The following is a 22,147-nucleotide window of genomic DNA, read 5'->3' as shown; positions in this document are numbered from 1 at the left end:
CCGCAACGTCCTCTACCACTACGGTCCGGAGAAGCTGATCATCGGCAAGTTCTGCGCCCTCGCCACCGGCGTGCGGTTCATCATGAACGGCGCCAACCATCGCATGGACGGGCCCTCGACATTCCCGTTCCCCACCATGGGTGGCGCATGGTCCCGGCACGTCGATCTGCTCATGGAGTTGCCCAACCGCGGCGACACGGTGGTCGGCAACGACGTCTGGATCGGCTACGGCGCAACGGTGCTGCCCGGAGTGCGCATCGGCCACGGCGCCATCGTCGGCGCCGGTTCCGTGGTGACCTCCGACGTCCCGGACTACGGCATCGTCGGCGGCAATCCGGCCCGGCTCATCCGTCACCGCTACAGCGCGGCGGATATCGACCGTCTGCTGGCCCTCGCCTGGTGGGACTGGCCGCCGGCGCACATCGACGAGCACGTCCGCACGATCATGTCCGGCACCGTCGACGACCTGGAGAAAGCGGCGCCCGCGCCGACGGTATAGCCCGCCACGCAGACCGGGACAGCGGAACGCACTGAGACCCATCGGCATTCGACCGGCTCCGCCGCGAGCAGCGATGCCAATCAGAAACATTGGGCGTGGAGTATTACGGTCGTGGAATCGCTCCCACCCAAACACCTTCTGCTGGAGGCCTGCCGGGGTCTGACCTATGACGGTCATCCCGTGCTGAAATGCGCGTGCCGCCTCAGCGAATTGCACGAGCAGAGACTGTCCGCCGCGCCCGGGCCGACCCTGGACATCGATCGCGATCGGGCACAACTGGTTTCCGATATCGATCGCTGGGTCGCCACCGAATTACCCCGGGCGCACGGCGGCGCACGCATGCACACCGAAACGGTCGGCACGGTGATCGACCGGCTCGCCCAATTCTCCGCCCTGGCCTATCTGACGCTGACGCACGAACCCGACCGGGTGATCCACGATGCCTGGCGGCGGCTGTCGGAATTGGCGGTGGCCTACGACCATCTGGCCGGCGAGGTGACCGCGGGCCTGTGCCGGTTGCCCGATCTCAGCGGTCACCGCGACGAGGAGTGAACCACCGGCCGAACGGCGGCGCGGGCGAGGGAACCGGCGCCGCCGATGGCTGGGGATGAGCGGATCAGGGCAGTCGATCCGCATCGGGGCGACCCGACACACCGATCCTGCGCCGACATCCTCGAGATACCCCCGGATGTTCCTGTGAACCGGCTGGCAGGTGCACAGCGCGGCCGTTTCCGCAGGTCGGGGGCGTCCGGTGAGCTCCTCAGGCGGTCGCCGCGGCCGGCGGTCCGGCGGGCATCAGCGCGCGCACGGCATCGATGGTGTCGGCCTGCGCGGGCTCCTTGTCCGGCCGATAGCGCACCACCCGCGCGAACCGCAGTGCCACGCCGCCGGGATAACGCGAACTGGTCTGCACCCCGTCCAGCGCGATCTCGACGACCAACTCCGGCCACAGATAGACGGTATGGCCGTCGCGGGCGCGTTCGTGACGCGGGAATTCCGCCGTCTGCCACTGCAGCAGGGCGTCGGTGAGCCCCTTGAAGGTCTTGCCGACCATGATCGGATCGCCCCCGTGCGGATCACGCGCACCCAGGTGCAGGTTCGACAGATATCCGGTGCGACGGCCGTATCCCCATTCGGCGCCGAGCACCACCAGGTCCAGGGTGTGCGCCGGTTTGATCTTCTGCCACGCCCGTCCGCGGCGGCCGGCCGCATACGGCGCGGACAGCGATTTGATCATGATGCCCTCGTGCCCGGCGGCCAGCGCACCGTCGAAATATTCGGCGACGGCCTCGGGCTCCGGATCGATCAGCGCCGGAATCATCTGCGCACCCGCCACTTTCGCCAACGCCACCCTGCGCTCGCGCAGCGGGGCATCGAGCAGATCCCGGCCGTCCAGGTGCAGACAGTCGAAGAAGTACGGATGCAGCAGCAGTTCCCTGCTCGACTTCACCGTCAGCCGCGGCTCCTCCGAGGCCGGGTCGGCGGCGAACCGGCTCATCGTCTCCTGAAACGGGCGCGGTCGCCCGGAATCGGTGAGCGCCAACGTCTCGCCGTCGAGAACCACACTGTCACACTGCAATTCGGAGACCAGCTGCACCAGTTCCGGCACGCCGGAGGTGATGTCGCGCAGCGTCCGGGTGAACACCCAGACCCGAGAGCCCTTGCGGTGCACCTGGATCCGCGCACCGTCGAGTTTGTGCTCCACGCTCACATCGCCCGCGAATTCACCCAGCACATCGTCGAGGGTGGCCCCCGGCGAGGCCAGCATCGGCTGGATCGGCCGGCCGACCTCGAGCCGGAATTCCGACAGCGCCGCGGCGCCACCGGAGATGGCCGCGGCGGCGGTCACCGGCAGGCGCCCGGAGAGCATGTAGGCCCGGCGCACCAGTTCGGCCGGCACGTCGGCCGCCTCGGCCACCGCCTCGGCGACGATCGCGGTGAGCGCACCCTGGCGCAGCTCACCGGTCAGCAGGCGAATCAGGAAGGCCCGTTCGGCATCCGTCGCCCGGGCGAGCAGGGCGGTGAGCAGTTCCCGCCGCCGCGCGACCGATCCGGAGCCGGCCACCGCCGCCAATTCCGTCAGTGCCTGATCGACAGCGGCCACCGTGAGCGTCGATTCGGACGCCGGTTCCACCTCGATCCCGGCGACCGTCCGCCAGCCCGCGCCCAGCCTGCCCTGCGGTAGCTCACCGGAAATCCATGCGACGACCGGCATCAATTCACCCGATTCGGCCCGGCTCAGCAATTCGGCCAGACCCGCGATCTTGACCTTGCGCGACGCGGAGGCCCGCACCGAATCCGACGCCGCGACCACATCCGAAAGCAGCACGGACTCGACGGTAGCCGCTCGGTGTGACATATAGCTCGAGTCCACTGCTAATTCTCCATTGGCAGCTGTGCGAAAGGTCCATAGTCTGGGCATATGGCCAAGACTTACGTCGGGGCGCGATTGCGACAGCTGCGCACCGAACGAGGGCTGAGCCAGATCTCGCTCGCCAAGAAGCTGGAGATCTCGGCGAGCTACCTCAACCAGATCGAACACGACGTGCGTCCGCTCACCGTACCGGTCCTGCTGCGGATCAGTGAGGTGTTCGGCGTAGACACCAGTTTTTTCGCCTCCCAGGACGACACTCGCCTGATCGCCGAGCTGCAGGAGGTGGTGATGGACACCGAACTCGGGATCGAGGCCGACGCGCAGGAGATCGCCGATATGGTGTCGGCCCACCCCAGCCTGGCCCGGGCGCTGGTGAACATGCACCGCCGCTACCGCAACACCACCGCACAGCTGGCCGCGGCCACCGAGGACCGCTTCTCCGACGGCAGCGGGTCGGGCTCGATCTCCCGCCCGCACGAGGAGGTGCGCGACTTCTTCTATCAGCGCCAGAACTACATTCACGAATTGGACACCGCCGCAGAGGAATTGGCGACCCGGATGCGCTTGCACGGCGGTGATCTGCGGCGTGAGCTCACCCGCAGGCTCACCACCGGTTACGGCGTGCAGATCGTGGAGCGGATCGACCTGGGCGACGGTGTGCTGCACCGCTACGACCCCGAGGCCCGCAAGCTCGAGATCGCCCCGCATCTGTCGGGCGGTCAGCGCGTCTTCAAGCTCGCCACGGAACTGGCGTACCTGGAATGCGGTGATCTGATCGACAAACTGGTCGAAGAAGGCAATTTCGCCTCCGAGGACACCCGCACGCTCGCGAAACTCGGCCTCGCCAACTACTTCGCCGCCGCCACGGTGCTGCCCTATTCGCATTTCCACGAGGTCGCCGAGGATTTCCGCTACGACATCGAACGGCTGTCGGCCTTCTTCGCGCAGAGCTACGAAACGATCTGCCATCGGCTCTCCACCCTGCAGCGGCCCAAACTGCGCGGGGTGCCCTTCTCGTTCGTGCGCGTGGATCGGGCGGGAAATATGTCGAAACGCCAGTCCGCCACCGGATTCCACTTCTCCTCCGCGGGCGGCACCTGTCCGCTGTGGAATGTGTACGAGACCTTCGCCTATCCCGGCCGGATCATGACCCAGATCGCCCAGATGCCCGACGGCCGCAAATACCTGTGGATCGCGCGCACGGTGGAGCGGCGCGCCACCCGCTACGGACAACCCAGCAAAACCTTCGCCATCGGCCTCGGCTGCGAATTGCGCCATGCCGGACGCGTGGTCTACGCCGACGGCCTGGACCTCAACGAACCCCAGGCCACGCCGATCGGCGCCGGTTGCCGCGTCTGCGAACGCGCCAACTGCCCGCAGCGCGCGTTCCCGCCGCTGGGTAAATCCTTGGACATCAGCGAACACCGCAGCTCGATCTCGCCGTACGTCCTGCGCTGAGCCCACGGACTCCGGCGCGTTCCCGCGAACGATGTCCCGATTCGGTGGAAATCCGGCCCACAGCGAGGGGCGGCTCGACGGCGCGTGATCGACACTCGAGAAGCCGCGATCCGATCCTCCCGAGGAGCACGTCCATGACCACGAAGCCGACCATCGTCCTCGTCCACGGCGCTTTCGCCGATTCCTCCAGCTGGAACGGCGTCATCGCACGTCTGCGCGCCGAGGACTACCCCGTGCTGGCCGCCGCCAACCCGTTGCGCGGCCTCGACACCGATGCCGCCTACGTGGCCTCGGTCCTCGACACCATCGAGGGACCGATCGTCCTCGCGGGTCATTCCTACGGCGGCAGTGTCATCACCGTCGCCGCGCACGACCGGCCCGCGGTCAGGGCCCTGGTCTACATCGCGGCCTTCATCCCCGCGGAGGGCGAGAACGCGCTCGAACTGACCGGCAAGTTCCCCGGTTCCACGCTCGCGCCCACCACCGTCGCCCACCCGCTTCCCGGGGCGGCGGGCACCGAACTCCACATCCGCCAGGACGAATTCCCCGCCCAATTCGCCGCCGACGTGCCGGCCGACATCGCCGCCACCATGGCGATCACCCAGCGCCCGGTCGCGCTCGCCGCACTGGAGCAACCGGCTTCGGCGGCGGCATGGCGCGCCGTCCCCGCCTATTCGCTGGTCACCACCGAGGACAAGAACATCCCCGTGGAGTCCCAGCGGTTCATGTCCGAACGGGCCGCCGCGCACACCGTCGAAGTCCGGGCTTCGCACGCGGTTTCCGTGTCCGACCCCGGCCCCGTCGCCGATCTGATCCTCCTGGCCGCCCAGCGCTGATCCGGACCGGTGGTGAGCCGCGCCCGCCGGTGCGCGCTTTTTGTTAGCGTGGGGCATGGTGTCGACGGAGCCACGGATCGCACCCGGTCGCCTGCGCGAACTGGGCCCGGTGAATTGGGTTGTCTGGCAGGTGCTTTCCCGCGCGGCGGGCACCGACGACGCCCACCTGTTCAGCACGCTGGGCCGCACCGGCGGCCTGTTCCGGGGCTGGCTGCATTTCTCCGGCCGGTTGATGCCCGGCGGCAAGCTCTCGCGCTACGAGACCGAACTGGTCATCCTGCGCGTCGCGCATCTACGCAACTGCGAATACGAGACCGACCACCACATCCGTCTCGGCAAGCGCGCCGGTGTCACCAAGGACATCCTGGCGCGCCTGCGCACCGGACCCGACGCCGAAGGCTGGCCGGACAAGGAACGCGCGCTGCTCACCGCGGTCGACCAGTTGGTCACCACCCGCGACGTCGACGACGCCACCTGGTCGGCCCTGGCGCGACACTACGACGAGAAGCGCCTCATCGAAATCGTGCTCCTGGCCAACCAATACGAGGGCCTGGCCAGCACCATCACCACGCTCCGCATCCAAACCGACCACTGAGCCGGACGGATCCGGCGGCTCATTCGAAAATCCCGGACCGTTCGACGAGAACGGCCAGACCGTCCAGAACGCGTGCCAAACCGAAGTTCCAGGCGTGGTCGGCGCTGTAGGCGCTGTCGTGCGCCTGGCCGGCGGCTTCCCCGACCCGAGCGGCGAGCGGATAGCGCTGCGGGTCGAAGACCTGTTCCAGGACCGGGGCCGTGCGTTCCCACCATTCGCGATCCGACAGTCCGCTGTCGGCGGCCGCGCGATCGGTATCGATGGCGATGCGCGCAACGGAGGTGACGAAGCCGAGTAGGTAGGTCAGTGCCGCATCCATGTCGACATCACTCAGCCCGAGCCCGTCGAAGGCGCTCAGTTCGTGGTCGTATTTCGCGGCGAGCCCGGGGCCCAGCGGTGGCCGGGTGGTCGGCACGTAGGCGACCCAGGGATGCCGGGACAACAGCGCACGGTTCGCTTCGGCGATCACCGAAACCCTTCGCCGCCAATCCATTCCGGCCAGATCCGGGCGGGGCATCTGCGCGTAGACCGAATCGAGCATCAGGTCGAGCAGTTCGGCCTTGCCGGGCACGTAGGTGTAGGTGGCCATGGGCGTCAACCCCAGTTCGGCGGCGACCGCACGCATGGTGAGCGCCTCCAAACCCTCGGCATCGGCGATGGCCACCGCCGCCGCCACCACTTCGTCGACACTGCTGCGTTGTTTCGGACCGCGCCCCGAGCCGCGCCCCGGCTGCCGCCAGAGCAGTTCCAGTGTGCGCGCGGGATCGCCCGCACCGGATCGTTCCGAGCCGCGGGCCCGGCGGGCCCCCGCCCCAGCCGCATTGTCTGCCACCCGACCTCCCGATTCAGCGCCGTGTCGCCGGAGTTCGGCGCCTGCGGATCGTATCGAGCCGCTGCGGCACTCCACCACGGGAATAATTCTCTACTTAGTAGAGTATACTTAGTAGAGAGTTTCTTCCGATGCGCTCCGGAGCCGCATCGAACACCGAGGAGGACCGTGACCATCACCGCATCCGCCATCTCGCTGAACGTCGCCGATCCCGCGGTCTCGGCGAAATTCCTGAGCGAACATTTCGGCTTCGCGGTCGAGATGTCCGCCGACGGATTCGTATCGCTGGCCCGGCCCGATGCCGGATTCAACGTGATCTTCCTGCGCACCGGACTGCCGACCTTCGAACCGGCCCGCATCGCCGGTGACGCGGGCCAGGGTCTGCTGGTCGTGTTCACCGTCGACGACATCGACACCGAATACGAGCGCGTTCGGGCCGAAGGGGTCGAGATCGTGACCCCGATCGAGACCGAGCCGTGGGGCGAGCGCTACTTCCAGGCGGTCGACCCGAACGGCATCGTGATCCAACTGGTCCAGTGGGTGGGCGACCCGAGCGCCTACGACGGGAACGTCGCCGCGTCCTGATCCCGCGATCGGTGCCCGACGTCGCGAACCGTCGCCGGGCACCGGTCGGATCAGGCCACCGACACTCGAGCGGGCCTTGCTCGCAGTTCCGGTCGCGAATCCCGGAGACCTGCACAGCGAGCCGGAACCGCGTTGCACTGCCCGCCGTATCACCCGGCGGTCCGAAGCGGGCGACCGTGACGCCCCATCTCCGTTCACTCAGCCGGCGAGAGTGCGACCGAACACCTCGGCCGCCGGCGTCGACGCCCGGCCGATCAGTTTCTGCAGATCGCCACTGGTCACATCCAGCCAGCCCGCACGCAGTCCGGCATCGGAATCGGCCAGCACCCGGGCGAAATCGCCGGAGACCCCGGCCTTTTCCAATCCCGTCAGGTATTCGTCCTGCGGCAGATCCTGATACCGCACCGGCTTCCCCGAAGCGGTCGAGATCACCTGCGCCACATCGGTGAGCGTCAGATGCTCGTCGCCACCGAGCTCGTAGATCCGTCCCGCGTGGCCGTCGGTGGTCAGCACCACCGCGGCGGCCTCGGCATAGTCGGCGCGTGCGGCCGCGGCGACCAGTCCCTCGCCGGCCGCGCCGTACAGCACACCCGATTCGAGGGTCGCGTCCAGACCGTTCAGATAGTTCTCCCAGTACCAGCCGTTACGCAGGAAGGTATGTGGCACAGCCGATTTAGCGATCACCTCTTCGGTCCCGCGATGCTCCTGCGCGAGAATCATCGGATTCTGCTCGGCACGCGGAATGCTGGTGTAGGCCAGCAGTTCCACGCCGGCCCGCTCGGCGGCGCGCACGACATTGGCGTGCTGGTCGACCCGCACACCGAATTCGTTGCCCGACACCAGCAATACCCGATCCACACCCGCGAGGGCGCGATCGAGCGCTTCCGGATCGTCGTAGGCGGCCTGCCGCACCCGCACACCGCGCTCGGCCAGATCAGCGACCTTGGCCGGGTCACGGACCACCGCGACGACGGGTCCCGCATTCCTGGTCAACAGCGCCTCGACGACGAGACGGCCCAACTGCCCACTTGCCCCGGTGACGGCGACGGTCATAACCCAACCTCCAGATCTGATGTACGGAACATCCTGCACTAACTATTAGTTAGTACCTCATATTCCCGCACCGCAGACGAGACCGTCACTACCACAGCGATGGGTAGCATCGAGGCCATGACGAGCCGGCAACTGCGATCGGCGGACGACGCCGATCCGACCCTGGAAGCCGACGTCTTCGCGCGCAACTGCCGGTCCCGGCCGGTGCTGCAGAATGTCGCGAGCCGCTGGGGCGCACTCGCCTTGGTCGCGCTGCGCGAAGGTCCCTACCGTTTCAGCGCGCTGCGCCGACGCGTCGACGGCATCAGCGAACGCATGCTGTCGCAAACCCTGCAGGCCCTGGAACGCGACGGCATGATCCACCGCGAAGTGCAGCAGACCATCCCGCCACGTGTCGAATACACCCTCACCGACCTGGGCGCACAGGTCGCCGATCAGCTGTACGGACTGATCGCGATCCTCGAGGACAACATCGACGCCATCCTGGCGGCGCAGGACACCTACCACCGCGACTGATCGGGCGCGCCGCCGCGGTGAACTGATCGTGCAAACCTGCGTGAAAATGCGGGAATTCCGCGAAAACCATCGAGGTTTGCACGATCAGTTCACCCTATCCCCACGAAAACGGCCCGGTACCAGCCGAATTCGCCGATACCGGGCCGTGAACGCGAAGATCAGAAGTTGATCATGTGACCCGCGAGGCCGTGGAACGCCTCCTGCAACGCCTCGCTCAGCGTCGGGTGAGTGTGCACGTTGCGGGCCAGCTCGTTGACGGTCAGGTCCCACTTCTGGGCCAGCGTCAGTTCCGGCAGCAGCTCCGACACATCCGGGCCGATCAGGTGGCCGCCGAGCAGCTCGCCGTACTTCGCGTCGGCGACCAGCTTCACGAAACCGGTCGGGTCACCCAGGCCGTGTGCCTTGCCGTTCGCGGTGAACGGGAAGGTCGCGACCTTCACGTCGTATCCCTCGTCGCGGGCCTGCTGTTCGGTGAGGCCGAAGCTGGCGACCTGCGGCTGGCAGAACGTCGCGCGCGGCATCATCCGGTAGTCACCCAGCGGCAGCGTCTCCGCACCGCCGATCGTCTCGGCCGCGACCACACCCTGCGCCTCCGCCACGTGGGCCAGCTGCAGTTTCGCGGTCACGTCGCCGATGGCGTAGATGTGCGGCACGTTGGTGCGCATGTAGTCGTCGATCGCGATGGCGCCGCGGTCGGTCAGCTGCACGCCGGTGTTCTCCAGGCCGTAGCCCTTGACCCGGGGCGCGAAACCGACGGCCTGCAACACCTTGTCGACGGTGACAGTCTCGACCGAACCGGATTTGTTGTCCTTGATCGACACGGTGACCTTGGAACCGTTGTCCTCGATGGATTGCACCGAGGCACCGGTGGTGATGGTGATGCCGAGCTTCTTGTACGCCTTGGTGATCTCCTTGGAGACGTCGGCGTCCTCGTTCGGCAGCGCGCGGTCGAGGAACTCCACGATCCGCACGTCCACGCCATAGTTCTTGAGGACGTACCCGAACTCCATGCCGATCGCGCCCGCGCCGACGATCAGGATCGACCCCGGCAGATCCCGGGTCAGGATCTGCTCCTCGTAGGTGACCACGTTCTGCGACAGTGAGGTGCCCGGCAGCAGCTTGGTCTCGGTGCCGGTGGCGATGATGACGTTGTCGAAGGTGACGGTCTCGGTGCCGCCCTTGCTCAGCTCGACCGAGAGCGTGTTCGCGTCGGTGAAGGTGCCCTTCCCGTCGAGCTCGTCGATCTTGTTCTTCTTCATCAGGAAGTGGACGCCCTTGACCCGGCCGTCCGCGACCTTACGACTTCGGTCGAAGGCGGCACCGAAGTCGAAGCTCGCCTGTCCGGAGATACCGAAGGTCTTCGCTTCCTTGGTGAAGATATGGGCCAGCTCCGCGTTGCGCAGCAGTGCCTTGGACGGAATGCACCCGACGTTCAGGCACACGCCACCCCAGTATTTCTGCTCGACGATCGCTGTTCGCAGGCCGAGTTGAGCGGCGCGGATCGCGGCGACGTAACCGCCGGGACCAGCGCCGAGAACGACGACATCGTAGTGGGAAGTCACGGGAACGAGCCTAGCGCTGTTGCCGAAAGCTCACTCATCCATCCCCCGCAGGGGTGAGAGGGCGGCCACAGCGTGCGTCTACGTCCAGACCTCCCGGGCGGCACGGGCGAAATTGCCGTGGAAGATCGCCGCGCGTTCGGCATCGGTGAAACCCCGGCGGGCCAGGACTTCGTTCAGTCCCGCGACGCGGGGCCGGGCGTCCGGGTTGTCCACATCCGTCCCCAGGTGCGGCGGCAAGCCCAGCAGATCCTCCGGTGGCACCCACTGCAGCGGCCCCCACCGCGTGTAGTCCTCCGAGAAATTCTCCGGCGCGGCCGCGATCTCCGCGTTGAACTGGTCCCCGTCGAACGAGAAGTCCGAACCGATCCCGATGTGCTCGACACCGACGAGTTCGGCCCCGTAGGCGATGTGGTCCGCCATCGCCTCGATGCGCGCGGCCCGTCCCTCGACACGGTTGCGGCCCAGAAAGATTCCGACCCCGTTGATTCCGATCACCCCGCCGGTCGCCGCGCACGCACGCGCCTGGTCGTCGCCGATATTGCGCGGATGCGGCCACAGCGCGGCGAAATTGGAGTGGCTGTAGATCATCGGCCCGCCCGCGACCTCCGCGATGTCCAGACCCGTGCGCCGCGAACAGTGCGAACCGTCGGCGAACATCCCGACCTCGCCCAGCGTGCGGATGATCGTGCGCCCGTACGGCGTCAGCCCGCGATCGTCCGGATCCAGACATCCGCCGCCGGCCGCGTTGGCGTGGTTGTAGGTCGGCAGCAGCGAACGCACACCGAGCGAGTGGAACAGCGCGATATTGTCCGGATCGCCGTCCAGCGGCCGCGAATCCTCGAGATCGAAGGCCAGCGCGATGCGGCCCTCGGAACCGGATGCCACCTCGATGTCGCCCACGGCATCGACGAGCCGGAAACGCCCGTCCGCCAGCGCATTCCGGCGCAGCAGAGCCAGCATGGCCAGCGCATCCTCGATCGAATGCAGTGAATACCCCACATTCACCGACAGATACGAACCGGCCGGGTAGCGCGTCAGCTCGGTGATATCGGCGGACGGGAGGATCGGCAGGCAGCAGTGCTGCTCCCAGAGCGGATATGCCACCGCGGTCCTCCTTCCGGCCGTCCCGGGGCGTCCAGCAACTGTACGGAGTCGCCGGCCGCGCGGGCGACGAGACACGGCGCGATGCACCTCTCACCCCTCGGCGGACCGGCCGGTAGGCCAGAATGTGACCCATGAGCGGCGCCGAGCAAACAACCGATCCGTACCTGTGGCTCGAGGATGTCACCGGCGAACGGGCCCTGTCCTGGGCACGAGCCCACAACGAGGTGGTGATGGAACGCTTCGCCTCCTCCGATCGGTTCGACGCCCTCGACCATCGCATCCTCGCCATGCTCGACACCGACACCCGCATCCCGTACCCGACCCGGCGCGGACGCTGGCTCTACAACTTCTGGCGCGACGCCGAACACCCCCGCGGGCTGTGGCGCCGGACCACCTTCGACGAATACCGCGGCGACGATCCGGCCTGGGATGTGCTCATCGACCTGGACGCCCTGGCCGTCGCCGAGGACGAGAACTGGGTCTGGGGCGGGGCGGCGGTGTTGCGCCCGGACCAGGAACTGGCCCTGATCAGCCTGTCCCGCGGTGGAGCGGACGCCAAGGTGGTGCGCGAAATCGATCTGACCACACGGCGATTCCGTCCGGCGGCGGCGGGCGGCTTCCACCTGCCCGAGGCCAAATCGCAGGTGCGCTGGATCGATGCCGACACCGTGTACGTCGGAACCGATTTCGGCCCCGGCACGCTCACCGACTCCGGATATCCGCGTCTGGCCAAGCGCTGGCGCCGCGGAACCCCGCTGGCGGAGGCGGATACCGTCTTCGAGGGCGAGCCGGGCGATGTGATGGTCTCGGCGGGCTATGACCGCACGCCGGGATACGAACGCCACTACGTCGCCCGCGCCACCGACTTCTTCAACGAATCGGTCTATCTGCTGGACCGCGACGGCACGCTGCGCCATATCGACGTACCCACCGACGCATCCGAATCCTGGTACAAGGATTGGCTGCTGGTGCAGTTGAAATCGCCGTGGGAGGTAGCGGGCCGCAGCTATCCCGCGGGTGCTCTGCTGGCCATCGATATCGGCGAATTCTTCGACGGCGCACGCGATTTCGACGTCGTCTTCGAACCCGACGCACACACCTCACTGCACGGCTACGGCTGGACCGAGAACCACCTGCTGCTGATCACGCTGGAAGACGTGCAGACCAAGCTGTACGTGCTGACGCCCGCCTCGGCGACGACCCCGGGTTCGGGCTGGACCCGCGAACCGCTCGCCGACACCCCGCCGATGGCGACCACCAACGTCATGAATCTGGATCCGCTGGAGAGCGGTGACGAATTCATGCTCACCACAAGCGGTTTCACCACCCCCGCGACACTGCTGGCCGGTTCGGTGGGCAGTCCGGCGGTGGCCCTCAAGCGGGAACCGGCGTATTTCGACGCCGAAGGCATCGACACCGAACAGTTCTTCGCGCGCTCCGACGACGGAACCATGGTGCCGTACTTCGTGATTCGCCACCGCGACCACCGGGGCGAGCCCGGCCCCACCGTCGTCTCGGGCTACGGCGGCTTCGAGGTCTCCCGCACCCCTGGTTACAGCGGCGCCTCCGGCATGGGCTGGCTCGAACGCGGCGGCACCTGGGTGATGGCCAACATCCGCGGCGGCGGGGAGTACGGGCCCGAATGGCACACCCAGGTGCAGAAGGCCAACCGCTACAAGGTGTACGAGGATTTCTCCTCGGTCGCGAAAGACCTCGTCGCACGGGACATCACGACCGCGGGACAACTCGGCGCGGTCGGCGGCAGCAACGGCGGCCTGCTGATGGGCGTGATGCTGACCCGCTATCCGGAACTGTTCGGCGCGATCGTCTGCCAGGTGCCGCTGCTGGATATGAAGCGCTATCACCTGCTGCTGGCGGGCGCGTCCTGGATCGCCGAATACGGCGACCCGGACAAACCCGAGGAGTGGGAGTACATCAGCAGGTATTCGCCCTATCAGCGGGCGATGGCAGCCGACCCGGCGCGCCCCTACCCGCCGATCCTGCTCACCACCTCCACCCGCGACGACCGGGTCCACCCCGGCCACGCCCGGAAGATGGCGGCGCTGCTGGAATCTCAGGGACGGACCGTCTGGTACCACGAGAACATCGAGGGCGGTCACGGCGGCGCGGCCGACAACAAGCAGATGGCCTTCCAATCCGCGCTGATCTACGAGTTCTTCACCCAGATGCTGATCGAGCGGCGCACCACCGCCTGACGCCGGGATCTCGCGGCACAGATGACCAAAGACCCCTATCGATCAGGGTCTTCGGTCTCTGGAGCGTGATTCGTCTCACTGCCATTCTCGGTTCGAGAACACCGGTTCCGGCCCTACCGGCACACGTCGAAGGCGGCCCGCCGTCGACGCCCGATTCGGCCCCTCGCCGACCACCGCGGTTCGGTAGCGGGTTCTCCCGAGAGGAGCACACATCATGGATACGTTCTGGGACTACGTCTGGTACACGATTCTGGTGTTCGCCTTCGTGGCCTACCTGATCATCCTGTTCCAGATCCTGGCCGATCTGTTCCGCGATCACACGGTGTCGGGCATCGCCAAGGCCGCGTGGGTGATCGCGCTGGTGATATTCCCGTACATCACTGCCCTGGTCTATCTGATCGCCCGGGGAAAGGGTATGGCCGTGCGCTCCCAGCACGCTCATGCGGAGGCCAAGCAAGCGGCCGACGACTACATCCGGCAGGTGGCGGGCAAGTCACCGGCGGAACAGATCGCCGACGCCAAGGCCCTCTTCGACGCCGGCACGATCGATGCCGCCGAATTCGACCAGCTGAAGGCCCGCGCACTCGGTCACAACGGCGCCACCCCCGGCGCTGCCGACCGCGGCAATATGGCGGCGCGGTAGCGGCGGCTACCCGGCTCCGGACCGTTCGTCGGCCACGGTACCGGCGTCCGGATCGGAGCCGATCGCCCGCCGCGGTAGCCGGCCGGTGAAGAACAACGCGACCACGGCCAGCATCGCCGTCACCGCGAAGGCCACCTGCAATGCCAGCAGGCGGGCGTCGGAGTTGACCGCGACCACCGCGTCGGCGGTCGACGTGTCGACCCCGGCCGCGTCGAGCGACTGTCGCAGCTGGGTATTGGACAGGAACGGCACACCGTCGGCCAGTTCGGTGCCGGCCCGCTGCGCGACCGAGGGCGGGACCGCGGGGTTGTTCTCGATCCCGCCGATCACCGACGAGGTCAGCGTGGCGATCAGAATGGAGCCGATCAACGCGGTGCCGAGCGAGGCGCCGAGATTCGTCGCGGTGTTCTGCAATCCGCCGACCTCGGCGCTCTGCGAATCCGGCACCGCCGATACCGTTATCGCGCCCAGCTGCGAGGAAAGGGCCCCCAAGCCCAGGCCCATCAGCAACATCGGCACCGACACCACCGCGGCATTCGCTCCGGGATCCATGCCGCCGGCCAGCAACAAGATTCCGATGATCATCGAACCCAGACCCAGGCGCACCACGCGCCGTGGATTGGCGCGCGGCGCAACTTTGGGAATTCCCGCGGCGGCGGCGACCAGTGCGATCGACAGCGGAAGGATGCGCACTCCGGTCTCGAGCGCACTCAGTTCCAGCACCACCGACAGGAACAGCGGTACCGAGAAGAACACCCCGGCCTGAACCGCGAACTGCGCGAAGAACATCGCCAACCCGCCCCCGAGCCGGCGATTGCCGAACAACCGGGGATCGACCAGCGGCTCCCCACCGGATCGCACCAGCCGCTGCTGCCACCGCAGGAAGGCGTACAGCACCAGCAGGCCCGCCAGGATCAACCAGATCACCGGCGACAGACCCGCGATCTCGGTACCGCCCGGATGCGGACGAATCCAACCCCATTCGCTGGACCGCAGCACGCCGAAGACGACGGCCCCCAGCCCGACCACGGACAGCACCGAACCCAGGAGGTCCAGATGCACCCGCTGCGCCGGCACATCCGCCACCCGGCGCAGCACCAGCAGGATCGCCACCACGACCACGACCTCGCCGAAGAACACGTACCGCCAGGACGCGAAGGTCGTCACCGCCCCGCCCAGGAGCGGTCCCACCGCCACGGCCATCGCCCCGGCCGCGGCGACGAGTCCGTATGCTGCGGCGCGGCGTTCGCGACCGAAGTTCGCCGCCACCAGCGACACGATCGCCGGCATGATCAGCGCCGCTCCGATGCCCTCCAGCAGCGACCAGCCCAGCAGCAGCACCCCCAGATTCGGCGCCAGGCCGGTGACCAGCGAACCCGCGCCGTAGACGACCAGTCCCACACCGAATGCCCGCCGCCGCCCGAGAATCGTCCCGACCTTGCCGCCGGTGACCATCAGCGATGCCATCACCAGCGTGTACAGCGTGATGGCGGTTTGGATTCCGGTGATCGTCGTGCCGACGTCGTGGGCGACCGTCGCCATCGAGACGTTCATGACCGAACTGTCGAGGGTCATCAAGAATTGGCCGGAGCCCAGCACCGTCAAGACGAGTGTGGATCCGGAGGCGGCGCCCGCCCGCGTCGTCACTCCCGCCGCGCTCGTTGTCGAGCCGACGCGAGACGACGGCCTGAGCATCGGTATCGGCGGACGACCCACCTGCGCATTCGTCCATTGAAGCACTCACGGCCGCGGAATCGGCCGCGTTCGGCTACAGGTCGCGCACCCACTTCTCGATGCGGTCCACGGTCGCTTCCGGATCGATGATCCAGCCGTTGTGCCCCAATGGTTTCGGCTCGTGCCAGGTGCTCACGCGCGCCGCGGGAAGTTTCTCCAGCAGATGTGCGGCCGAACTGCGGGGGGTGAGATCGTCACCGCTCATGGTGATCGAGAGGACCGGCAGGGTGAGCCGCGCGATGCGCTCGTCGTAGTCGATATCGGCGCCGACCGGTACGAAGCGGCCGGTGCGGGCCAGCCGCGCCCAATCGGAGATCAGCACCTTGGACTGCCGGCCGAAACCCCCGGCGGTGATGCGATCCCCCGGCCAGAACCCGGCAAGATTCGCCGTCAGCGAGATGGCGGCCGGTCCGACGAGCATCGCGGAGCGGGCGATCCCGCCGTAGCCCCGGTAGTAGGGAGTGCCGGAGGCGATGAGGATCAGCCCGCCCAGCCGGCCGCGGATCCGCGCGGCGTACATGACCCCGAGCTGACCGCCCATACTGTGCCCGAGCAGCATCGGCGTGCTGTCCGGGAAACGGGTGCGAACGGCCTGGAAGATCGCCGGAAAATCGACCGAGACCAACTCGTGGTAGCCGTAGCTACTCGACGGGCTCGGCTTCGGCCGGCTGTCGCCGTTACCTCGCAACTCCCCGATCGCCGCATCGAATCCGCGCCGCGCCAGCTCGCGCGCGAAATCCCCGTAGTACTCGCCCGGCACCCCCAATCCCGGAATGATCACGATCACTGGCCGCGGGGCGTCCGCGGTGATGGCATGCCGGTGCGGACCGCTCGCGGCAACGAACCGCACCGGCACCGTCGACCCGTCCGGCATCTGGATCGGAATCGTCTCCATACGCGCACGCTACCGCGACGCGTGCCCAGGTTGAGCGCGGGCGAGGCCCCACCTCCCGCTACGTCGACTCGCGACGCTCAGGAGCCCACCGCATCCGGCTCGGCCGACCCGTCCGCACATCGTCGTCCGGTCTCCCGGTCTGCCGGCGCTCCCGCCCGCCCGTCGGTAGTGCCTTGGCCTTTCGCGTCGGCGGTCGACTCCTCACCCGCGCCGACGACCGACTTCTCTGTCGCACCGACGGCCGACTCCTCCGCCGCACCGGCGGCGATGCCCTCCGCCGCGCCGTCGACCAGCTCCTCCACCGTGTCGACGACCAGCCTCTCAGCCGCGTCGACTATCAGCCCTTCCGCCGCCGCGATGGCCTCGCGTGCCGTTTCGTCCACCGCAGGCGCACAACTGACCTCCAGCAGTTCGTCGAGTCCCCGCCGGGTCGCCACCACCACCAGCTGATTGCCCGCGGCGAGCACCGTCTGCGCCGCGGGCTGCCATTCCGGCGCGTCTCCGACCGCCGGCTGCACCGCGATCACCCGGGTGTGCTCCGCCGATCCGAGATCGGCGATCCGCAACCCGATCAGCGCCGATCCGGGCTCCACCGGCACCTCCGCGACCAGCAGGGTGGCCTGGTTGATCGTCAGAGTGGCGATCACTCGCCGCTCCACCACGGCCGCGGCGAAGCCGTGCGCGGCCAATTGGAAGACGCTGCGCACCACCGCTTTCCCGAGACTGCGCTGGACCCGGTCGGCCAGGTCGTCGTCGGAGACGCGCAACACCACCCGCAGGTCGTCCCGATAGGACTGCCCGAGCATCGCGGCCTCCAGATTCACCGCGTCACTGGAGGTCAGCAGAACCAGCGCCCGCGCCTTCGGTACACCCACCGCGCGCAACGTGTCCTCCCAGGTGGCTTGACCGATCACCACCGGCACCCCCAGGCTGCGCGCCAGCGCGATACCGCGCGCGTTCTCGTCGTAGTCGAGCCCGACCACCGGCACGCCGAGGTCGCGCAACTGTTCCACCACGCGCATTCCGACATTGCCCAATCCCGCGACCACCACGTGGTTTTCCATCCGCGAGGGGTCGATCGAATATTCCGACAGCTGCGCCCGCAACACGCCACCCACCACGAGGGCGGTGACCACCGGCGTCATCGCCAGCCCGGTGAAGACCACCCCCAGTTGCAGGATCTTGAACAGCGGTTCACGGGTCGGCTCCGGCTGCGCCGCACCCGCCGAATCCAGCAGCGTTTCGTATACCGCTGTGCCCCAGCTGTTTCCGATCAGCACCATGATGACGCAGACGGCCGCGATGATGATCAGCATCACCAGCAGTAGCCGGATCAGATCGTGGCGGACCAGATAGCGCAGCTGGTTCAGCCAGCGACGCCGCGCCCCGGGCGAATACGGCACCCGCCCGGCCAGCGCCAGCACCCGGTCCGCCGACGCGTGCGGCGAGCGCAACGCGATTGCGCCCGGTCCGCCGGCCAGCCCGGCCACCACTCGATCCGGCGGCGCATCACCGGCCGCGGCGACGTACAGGGTGCGTTCCCCCAGCCGCAGATAGTCCTGCGCCTTCTCGCCGAGGGCCGCGGCGATGAACGACGGGGCGGCCATTTCCGAGATCGACAGCACCACACAGTCGGAGAACAACCGTCGGATGCGAAAACCCAAGCCGGTGTTGAACATTCGGATCACCAGCCGGATCCGCGGATTGAGTTCGTGGGCGCGCAGCGCGGCGTGGAAGTTCTCCACGTCCGCCTGATCCACCAGGGCCAGCGCTCGGGCCCGCTCCACCCCGGCCGCGCGCAGGACGGTCTCGTCCAGGCGCTCGGCGCACAGGATCCGGACCCGCGCCAACTTCTCCAGCTGGGGAACGTAGCTGCCGTTGCGGTTCGGCAGTACCGCGGTCACGGTGGCATCGGCGAACCGGGTGGTCAGCTGCAGGGCCAGCTGGTGGACGAGCGGGTTGTCTCCGCAGACGACGAATGTCGGGGACTGCCCGCCCCCCGGCGAAACATGCACCTCTCGATGCTAAAGCGAATCCCGTTCGGCGGCACGACGCTTCGTCGATCAGGCGCTGACCGCACCCATGATGACCCGGCGCAGCACCCTGATCACCTCGTCGAGGGGCCGGCGCGGCTCCGAACCGCTCCACTCGTCGACCACGTAGTTCACCGCACCGATGATGGCGAGCATGCGCGTTTCGTAGTCGCCGCTGGGGATCTCGCCCTGCAGCGCCGCGTCCTCGGCGGCTCCGGCCAGCAGTGCACCCCAGGCGCGACGCAACTCCAGCCGGAACTTCTCCACCTTCGGCCCGGCGCCGACCACCTCGACCAGCGCGACGCGAGCTTTGCGGGGATCGCGTCCGATGGACTCGATATAGGCGCGCACCCCGGCGTCGATGATCTCGATGGCACTCGCATCAGCGTGCGCGTCCAGCGCGGCGACGACCGCGTCCCGGGATTCCCGGTCGATCTGTTCGTAGAGTTCCAGCAGCAACGATTCGCGACCGGTGAACTCCTCGTAGAACTGACGCGAGGAAAGTCCGGCATCTTTGCAAATGGCTCCGACCGAGCTATTGGCATACCCGTCTCTGGCGAACACTGTCAGACCAGATTCCAGAAAACGCGCACGTCGCTGCCGCTGCCGGTCTTCTACGGGCTGTCCGGCGTACATCCTACCCGCGTTCGTTTCCTGTGACATTGCGCCAGACAATACCGAAGGGCCCGATTCCCTCGTCATGGATCGGGCCCTTCGCTTACACCTCCGACTGACCGCGCGTTAGCCGGAAGTTGTCTATATGGTCGGAGCGCCGGTGCAACGACTGCGCTCTTCCTGTCGCGGATGGTTTGCCGAAACGGAGGATAGTCGATAACACCTATACAACGGAAGAGTTTGAAGGAATTTTCTAGGTTTTATTTCGGCAACGATTCCATCAGGAAAGAGTCGCACCGCCCGGTGGCAGCGCGAGCGGAAGGCCGAAGCGCGGGAAGTTCTCGGCGGGCGGGAAATGAGCGAGCGCGGAAATACCGTCCGGGCCGTACGTCGTCACCAGAAGTCCGGTCGCCCGAAACGATCCGTCCGCCCGGCGGGAATAGCAGCCGAATGCGGGGTGGGCGTTGGCCCGCACCGATTGCAGCCGAATCTCCGCACGATCCCGAAATGCCGGAATACCGCGAAGGAATTCGCCGATCGCCGCCCGGCCGTGATACTCGTGCGGCCACGGCGGCATGGTCAGCCACGCCTCGTCGGTGAGCAGCTCGACCACGGCATCCACATCCGCAGCCGCGAAGGCCCGCGCGAAACGCTCGCTGAGTCCTCGCTCCCCGGGCGACCCCGGTTCCGGCTCCGGCTCCGGGTGCCCGCCCCCGTGGCGAGACAGACGTTCACGAGCCCGCTGCAAAGCCGCCTTCACGGCGACGGGAGTGAGGCCGAGCAGGTCGGCCACCTCCGCCGCGCTGAACTCGAGCACGTCACGCAGGACGAGCACGGCGGCCTGGCGCGGTGGAAGTTGTTGCAGCAGGGTGATGAACGCCAACTCGACGGACGCGCGTGCCGTCAGTACCTGCTGCGGATCCAGCAGCGCGTCCGGACACGGCTGCAACCAGCTCACCTCCCCGTGACGAGTGGGCTCCGGCGCGTCGAAGGGCAACGGCGCCACCGGCCGGCGCAGCGCGGAACGGCGAACATTGAGGCACCGATTGGTCGCGATCCGGTAGAGCCAGGTACGCACCGACGACCGCTGCTGAAATTCGGCCAAACCGCGCCACGCCGCGAGCAGCGTCTCCTGCAACGCGTCCTCGGCGTCGTACATCGACCCGAGCATCCGATAGCAGTGGGTGCGCAACTCGGCCCGGTAGGGCTCGGTGAGCGCACGAAAGGTCTGCTCGTCCACGCCCGGGGCCATCGATGACTCCGTCATCGCCCCATCGTCACATCGGGCACCGACAACCGGTCCGTTCCCCGCCCGGCCGGTGTCTATATCGGTGACGGGTTCCATCGACCGGAGAAGAGGACGACATGATCGGAAACCACAGCCCCGCGGCCCGGGTGGCCCTCGCCTACTTCGAGGCCTGGACCGGAAAGGACCTCGATCGAGCGATGACCTATATCGCCGACGACATCGTCTGCGATACCCCCGCCGGACGCATCGAAGGCGCGGCCGCCTATCGCGACTTCATGGAACCTTTCACCCGAATCCTCACCGGCGCAACGATGTTCGCCGCCTTCGGCGACGAGACCACCGCCCTGGTCTGCTACGACACCGCGACCCTCCCGGTACCGAGCGCCCCTGCGGCGGAACTGGTTACCGTCGTCGACGGCCGAATCACGGCCAGCCGCTTCATCTTCGACCGGCTGCCGTTCGAGGCCGCACGCTCGAGCAACAAAAGTTAAGCGAGTACTTGACTATCTGGGCAAGGCTCCTACACTTAAGTAGGTGCTTAACCAAACCGAGCGGCTGGACCTGATCTTCCGGGCGCTCACCGACCCCACCCGCAGATATCTGCTCGAGCGGCTCGGCCGGGGACCGGCGGCAGTCAGCGCCCTGGCCGAGCCGCTGGAGATGAGCCTGGCGGCCGTCGTGCAGCATCTCCAGGTGCTGCAGGACGCCGGGCTGGTGCGGTCGGAGAAGGTCGGCCGGGTGCGCACCTGCCATCTGGTACCCGATGCGCTGCGTCCCGCGGAGGATTGGTTGCACGCGCGGCAGACCCCGTGGGAACGCCGCCTCGACGCGCTCGGCGCAGCTCTCGCCGAGCCCACCACCCCCGAACCCGAGGAGTCGCCATGACGACCACGCATTCCCTGGTCCATTCCACGTTCACCCTCGAACGCGACTATCCCGTCACTCCCGCAGCGGTTTTCGGCGCATGGGCCGAACCGGAACGCAAGGCCGAGTGGTTCAGCGCGCCCGGCACCGAACACGAGCTCGACTTCCGGGTCGGGGGCCGCGAGATCGCCGCCGGCATACACGACGGCAAGCGGATGACCTTCACCACCACCTACCAGGAGATCGTCCCCGCCGAACGCATCGTGTACACCTCCACGATGGGCGTGGACGACGCCGTCGTGACGGTCTCGCTCACCACCGTCGAATTCGCCGAAACCGCGGCCGGCACCCGGCTGACCCTCACCGAACACGGCGCCTATCTCGACGACCACGAAAAGCCGGAATGGCGCGAGCACGGCACCAGCGAACAGCTCGCCACTCTGGGCGAACGCCTGCGGGAAATGTCGAGCCGATGAAATGCGGAAGG

Annotated in this window: 23 protein-coding genes; 13 read left to right on the top strand and 10 right to left on the bottom strand. The window is 67.5% G+C overall.

Translation table 11 applies throughout. The annotated features are described in order from the left end of the window. Positions 1–499: CatB-related O-acetyltransferase (locus NK1_RS32605; protein ID WP_063015006.1), on the top strand; the 499-nt coding region annotated here is incomplete at its 5' end. A 111-nt stretch (positions 500–610) separates the two neighbouring features. Next, the gene (locus NK1_RS32600; protein ID WP_036506165.1) at positions 611–1,051 is read left to right on the top strand and encodes a DUF4254 domain-containing protein; all 441 of its coding nucleotides are present in this window, start codon (positions 611–613) and stop codon (positions 1,049–1,051) included. A gap of 208 nt (positions 1,052–1,259) precedes the next feature. Here NK1_RS32600 and NK1_RS32595 read toward each other — a convergent pair whose 3' ends face one another. After that, entirely contained in the window at positions 1,260–2,828 is a 1,569-nt protein-coding gene (locus NK1_RS32595; RefSeq protein WP_063015009.1) for an ATP-dependent DNA ligase, read from the bottom strand. Positions 2,829–2,921: 93 nt separating this feature from the next. Here NK1_RS32595 and ramB point away from each other — a divergent pair, with 93 nt between their 5' ends. The 3 genes from ramB to NK1_RS32580 all read left to right on the top strand — a co-directional run bounded on the left by ramB (position 2,922) and on the right by NK1_RS32580 (position 5,762). Further along, positions 2,922–4,331, top strand: a complete 1,410-nt coding sequence (ramB, locus tag NK1_RS32590; RefSeq protein WP_063015004.1) for an acetate metabolism transcriptional regulator RamB — start codon at positions 2,922–2,924, stop codon at positions 4,329–4,331. A 134-nt stretch (positions 4,332–4,465) separates the two neighbouring features. Continuing rightward, positions 4,466–5,167: an alpha/beta fold hydrolase gene (locus NK1_RS32585; protein ID WP_063015002.1), complete on the top strand. Its 702-nt coding sequence runs from the start codon at positions 4,466–4,468 to the stop codon at positions 5,165–5,167. A gap of 55 nt (positions 5,168–5,222) precedes the next feature. Further along, complete coding sequence (locus tag NK1_RS32580; protein WP_062968936.1) at positions 5,223–5,762, top strand: carboxymuconolactone decarboxylase family protein; 540 nt, start codon at positions 5,223–5,225, stop codon at positions 5,760–5,762. 19 nt (positions 5,763–5,781) lie between these two features. Here NK1_RS32580 and NK1_RS32575 read toward each other — a convergent pair whose 3' ends face one another. Continuing rightward, positions 5,782–6,594, bottom strand: coding sequence for a TetR/AcrR family transcriptional regulator C-terminal domain-containing protein (locus NK1_RS32575; protein ID WP_063015000.1), 813 nt, complete (start codon positions 6,592–6,594; stop codon positions 5,782–5,784). A 165-nt stretch (positions 6,595–6,759) separates the two neighbouring features. Between NK1_RS32575 and NK1_RS32570 the strand changes: the two genes are divergently transcribed. After that, a complete protein-coding gene (locus tag NK1_RS32570) occupies positions 6,760–7,176 on the top strand; it encodes a VOC family protein (RefSeq protein WP_063014998.1) in 417 nt (138 codons plus the stop codon). A gap of 198 nt (positions 7,177–7,374) precedes the next feature. Here NK1_RS32570 and NK1_RS32565 read toward each other — a convergent pair whose 3' ends face one another. Continuing rightward, positions 7,375–8,229: an SDR family oxidoreductase gene (locus NK1_RS32565; RefSeq protein ID WP_063014996.1), complete on the bottom strand. Its 855-nt coding sequence runs from the start codon at positions 8,227–8,229 to the stop codon at positions 7,375–7,377. A gap of 117 nt (positions 8,230–8,346) precedes the next feature. Here NK1_RS32565 and NK1_RS32560 point away from each other — a divergent pair, with 117 nt between their 5' ends. Next, positions 8,347–8,745, top strand: coding sequence for a winged helix-turn-helix transcriptional regulator (locus tag NK1_RS32560; RefSeq protein WP_063014994.1), 399 nt, complete (start codon positions 8,347–8,349; stop codon positions 8,743–8,745). A gap of 158 nt (positions 8,746–8,903) precedes the next feature. On the opposite strand, the gene lpdA is transcribed toward NK1_RS32560, so the two are convergent. Together lpdA and NK1_RS32550 are read right to left on the bottom strand one after the other, a co-directional pair. Continuing rightward, positions 8,904–10,307 (bottom strand): dihydrolipoyl dehydrogenase, encoded by a 1,404-nt coding sequence (gene lpdA / locus NK1_RS32555; RefSeq protein WP_063014992.1) that lies wholly within the window; start codon positions 10,305–10,307, stop codon positions 8,904–8,906. Between the two features lie 78 nt (positions 10,308–10,385). Continuing rightward, complete coding sequence (locus NK1_RS32550) at positions 10,386–11,411, bottom strand: dipeptidase (RefSeq protein WP_063014990.1); 1,026 nt, start codon at positions 11,409–11,411, stop codon at positions 10,386–10,388. 131 nt (positions 11,412–11,542) lie between these two features. On the opposite strand from NK1_RS32550, the gene NK1_RS32545 reads away from it, so the two are divergent. Both NK1_RS32545 and NK1_RS32540 read left to right on the top strand, forming a co-directional pair. Next, on the top strand, positions 11,543–13,627 hold the full coding sequence (locus tag NK1_RS32545; protein ID WP_063014988.1) for a prolyl oligopeptidase family serine peptidase: 2,085 nt from the start codon (positions 11,543–11,545) through the stop codon (positions 13,625–13,627). 214 nt (positions 13,628–13,841) lie between these two features. Further along, a complete protein-coding gene (locus NK1_RS32540) occupies positions 13,842–14,270 on the top strand; it encodes an SHOCT domain-containing protein (RefSeq protein WP_063002753.1) in 429 nt (142 codons plus the stop codon). Positions 14,271–14,276: 6 nt separating this feature from the next. On the opposite strand, the gene NK1_RS32535 is transcribed toward NK1_RS32540, so the two are convergent. Next, positions 14,277–15,845 carry an MFS transporter gene (locus NK1_RS32535; protein WP_245660989.1) on the bottom strand — a complete coding sequence of 523 codons (1,569 nt, stop codon included), beginning with the start codon at positions 15,843–15,845 and terminating at the stop codon, positions 14,277–14,279. Between NK1_RS32535 and NK1_RS35955 the strand changes: the two genes are divergently transcribed. Beyond that, positions 15,823–16,005, top strand: coding sequence for a hypothetical protein (locus tag NK1_RS35955; RefSeq protein WP_245660990.1), 183 nt, complete (start codon positions 15,823–15,825; stop codon positions 16,003–16,005). The two genes, NK1_RS32535 and NK1_RS35955, sit on opposite strands and share 23 nt — an antisense overlap. Before the next feature lie 33 nt (positions 16,006–16,038). Here the strand turns inward: NK1_RS35955 and NK1_RS32530 are convergent, their stop codons facing one another. The 4 genes from NK1_RS32530 to NK1_RS32515 form a co-directional block, all read right to left on the bottom strand. Then, positions 16,039–16,899, bottom strand: a complete 861-nt coding sequence (locus NK1_RS32530) for an alpha/beta fold hydrolase (protein ID WP_063014984.1) — start codon at positions 16,897–16,899, stop codon at positions 16,039–16,041. Between the two features lie 77 nt (positions 16,900–16,976). Continuing rightward, the gene (locus NK1_RS32525) at positions 16,977–18,914 is read right to left on the bottom strand and encodes an NAD-binding protein (RefSeq protein ID WP_063014982.1); all 1,938 of its coding nucleotides are present in this window, start codon (positions 18,912–18,914) and stop codon (positions 16,977–16,979) included. Positions 18,915–18,962: 48 nt separating this feature from the next. Continuing rightward, positions 18,963–19,568 carry a TetR/AcrR family transcriptional regulator gene (locus NK1_RS32520; protein ID WP_036506194.1) on the bottom strand — a complete coding sequence of 202 codons (606 nt, stop codon included), beginning with the start codon at positions 19,566–19,568 and terminating at the stop codon, positions 18,963–18,965. A 259-nt stretch (positions 19,569–19,827) separates the two neighbouring features. After that, on the bottom strand, positions 19,828–20,814 hold the full coding sequence (locus tag NK1_RS32515) for an RNA polymerase subunit sigma-70 (protein WP_063015007.1): 987 nt from the start codon (positions 20,812–20,814) through the stop codon (positions 19,828–19,830). 98 nt (positions 20,815–20,912) lie between these two features. Here NK1_RS32515 and NK1_RS32510 point away from each other — a divergent pair, with 98 nt between their 5' ends. The 3 genes from NK1_RS32510 to NK1_RS32500 are packed head-to-tail and all read left to right on the top strand — an operon-like array spanning position 20,913 to position 22,136. Further along, positions 20,913–21,287, top strand: coding sequence for a nuclear transport factor 2 family protein (locus NK1_RS32510; RefSeq protein WP_063014980.1), 375 nt, complete (start codon positions 20,913–20,915; stop codon positions 21,285–21,287). A 43-nt stretch (positions 21,288–21,330) separates the two neighbouring features. Beyond that, on the top strand, positions 21,331–21,681 hold the full coding sequence (locus NK1_RS32505; RefSeq protein ID WP_063014978.1) for an ArsR/SmtB family transcription factor: 351 nt from the start codon (positions 21,331–21,333) through the stop codon (positions 21,679–21,681). Beyond that, positions 21,678–22,136, top strand: a complete 459-nt coding sequence (locus tag NK1_RS32500; RefSeq protein ID WP_063014976.1) for an SRPBCC family protein — start codon at positions 21,678–21,680, stop codon at positions 22,134–22,136. Before NK1_RS32505 ends, NK1_RS32500 begins: the two co-directional genes overlap by 4 nt. Positions 22,137–22,147 lie beyond the last annotated feature (11 nt).

This window comes from Nocardia kruczakiae NBRC 101016, from assembly GCF_001612965.1.
Taxonomy (GTDB): Bacteria; Actinomycetota; Actinomycetes; order Mycobacteriales; family Mycobacteriaceae; genus Nocardia; species Nocardia kruczakiae.
This window is presented reverse-complemented; position numbering and strand designations above follow the sequence as displayed.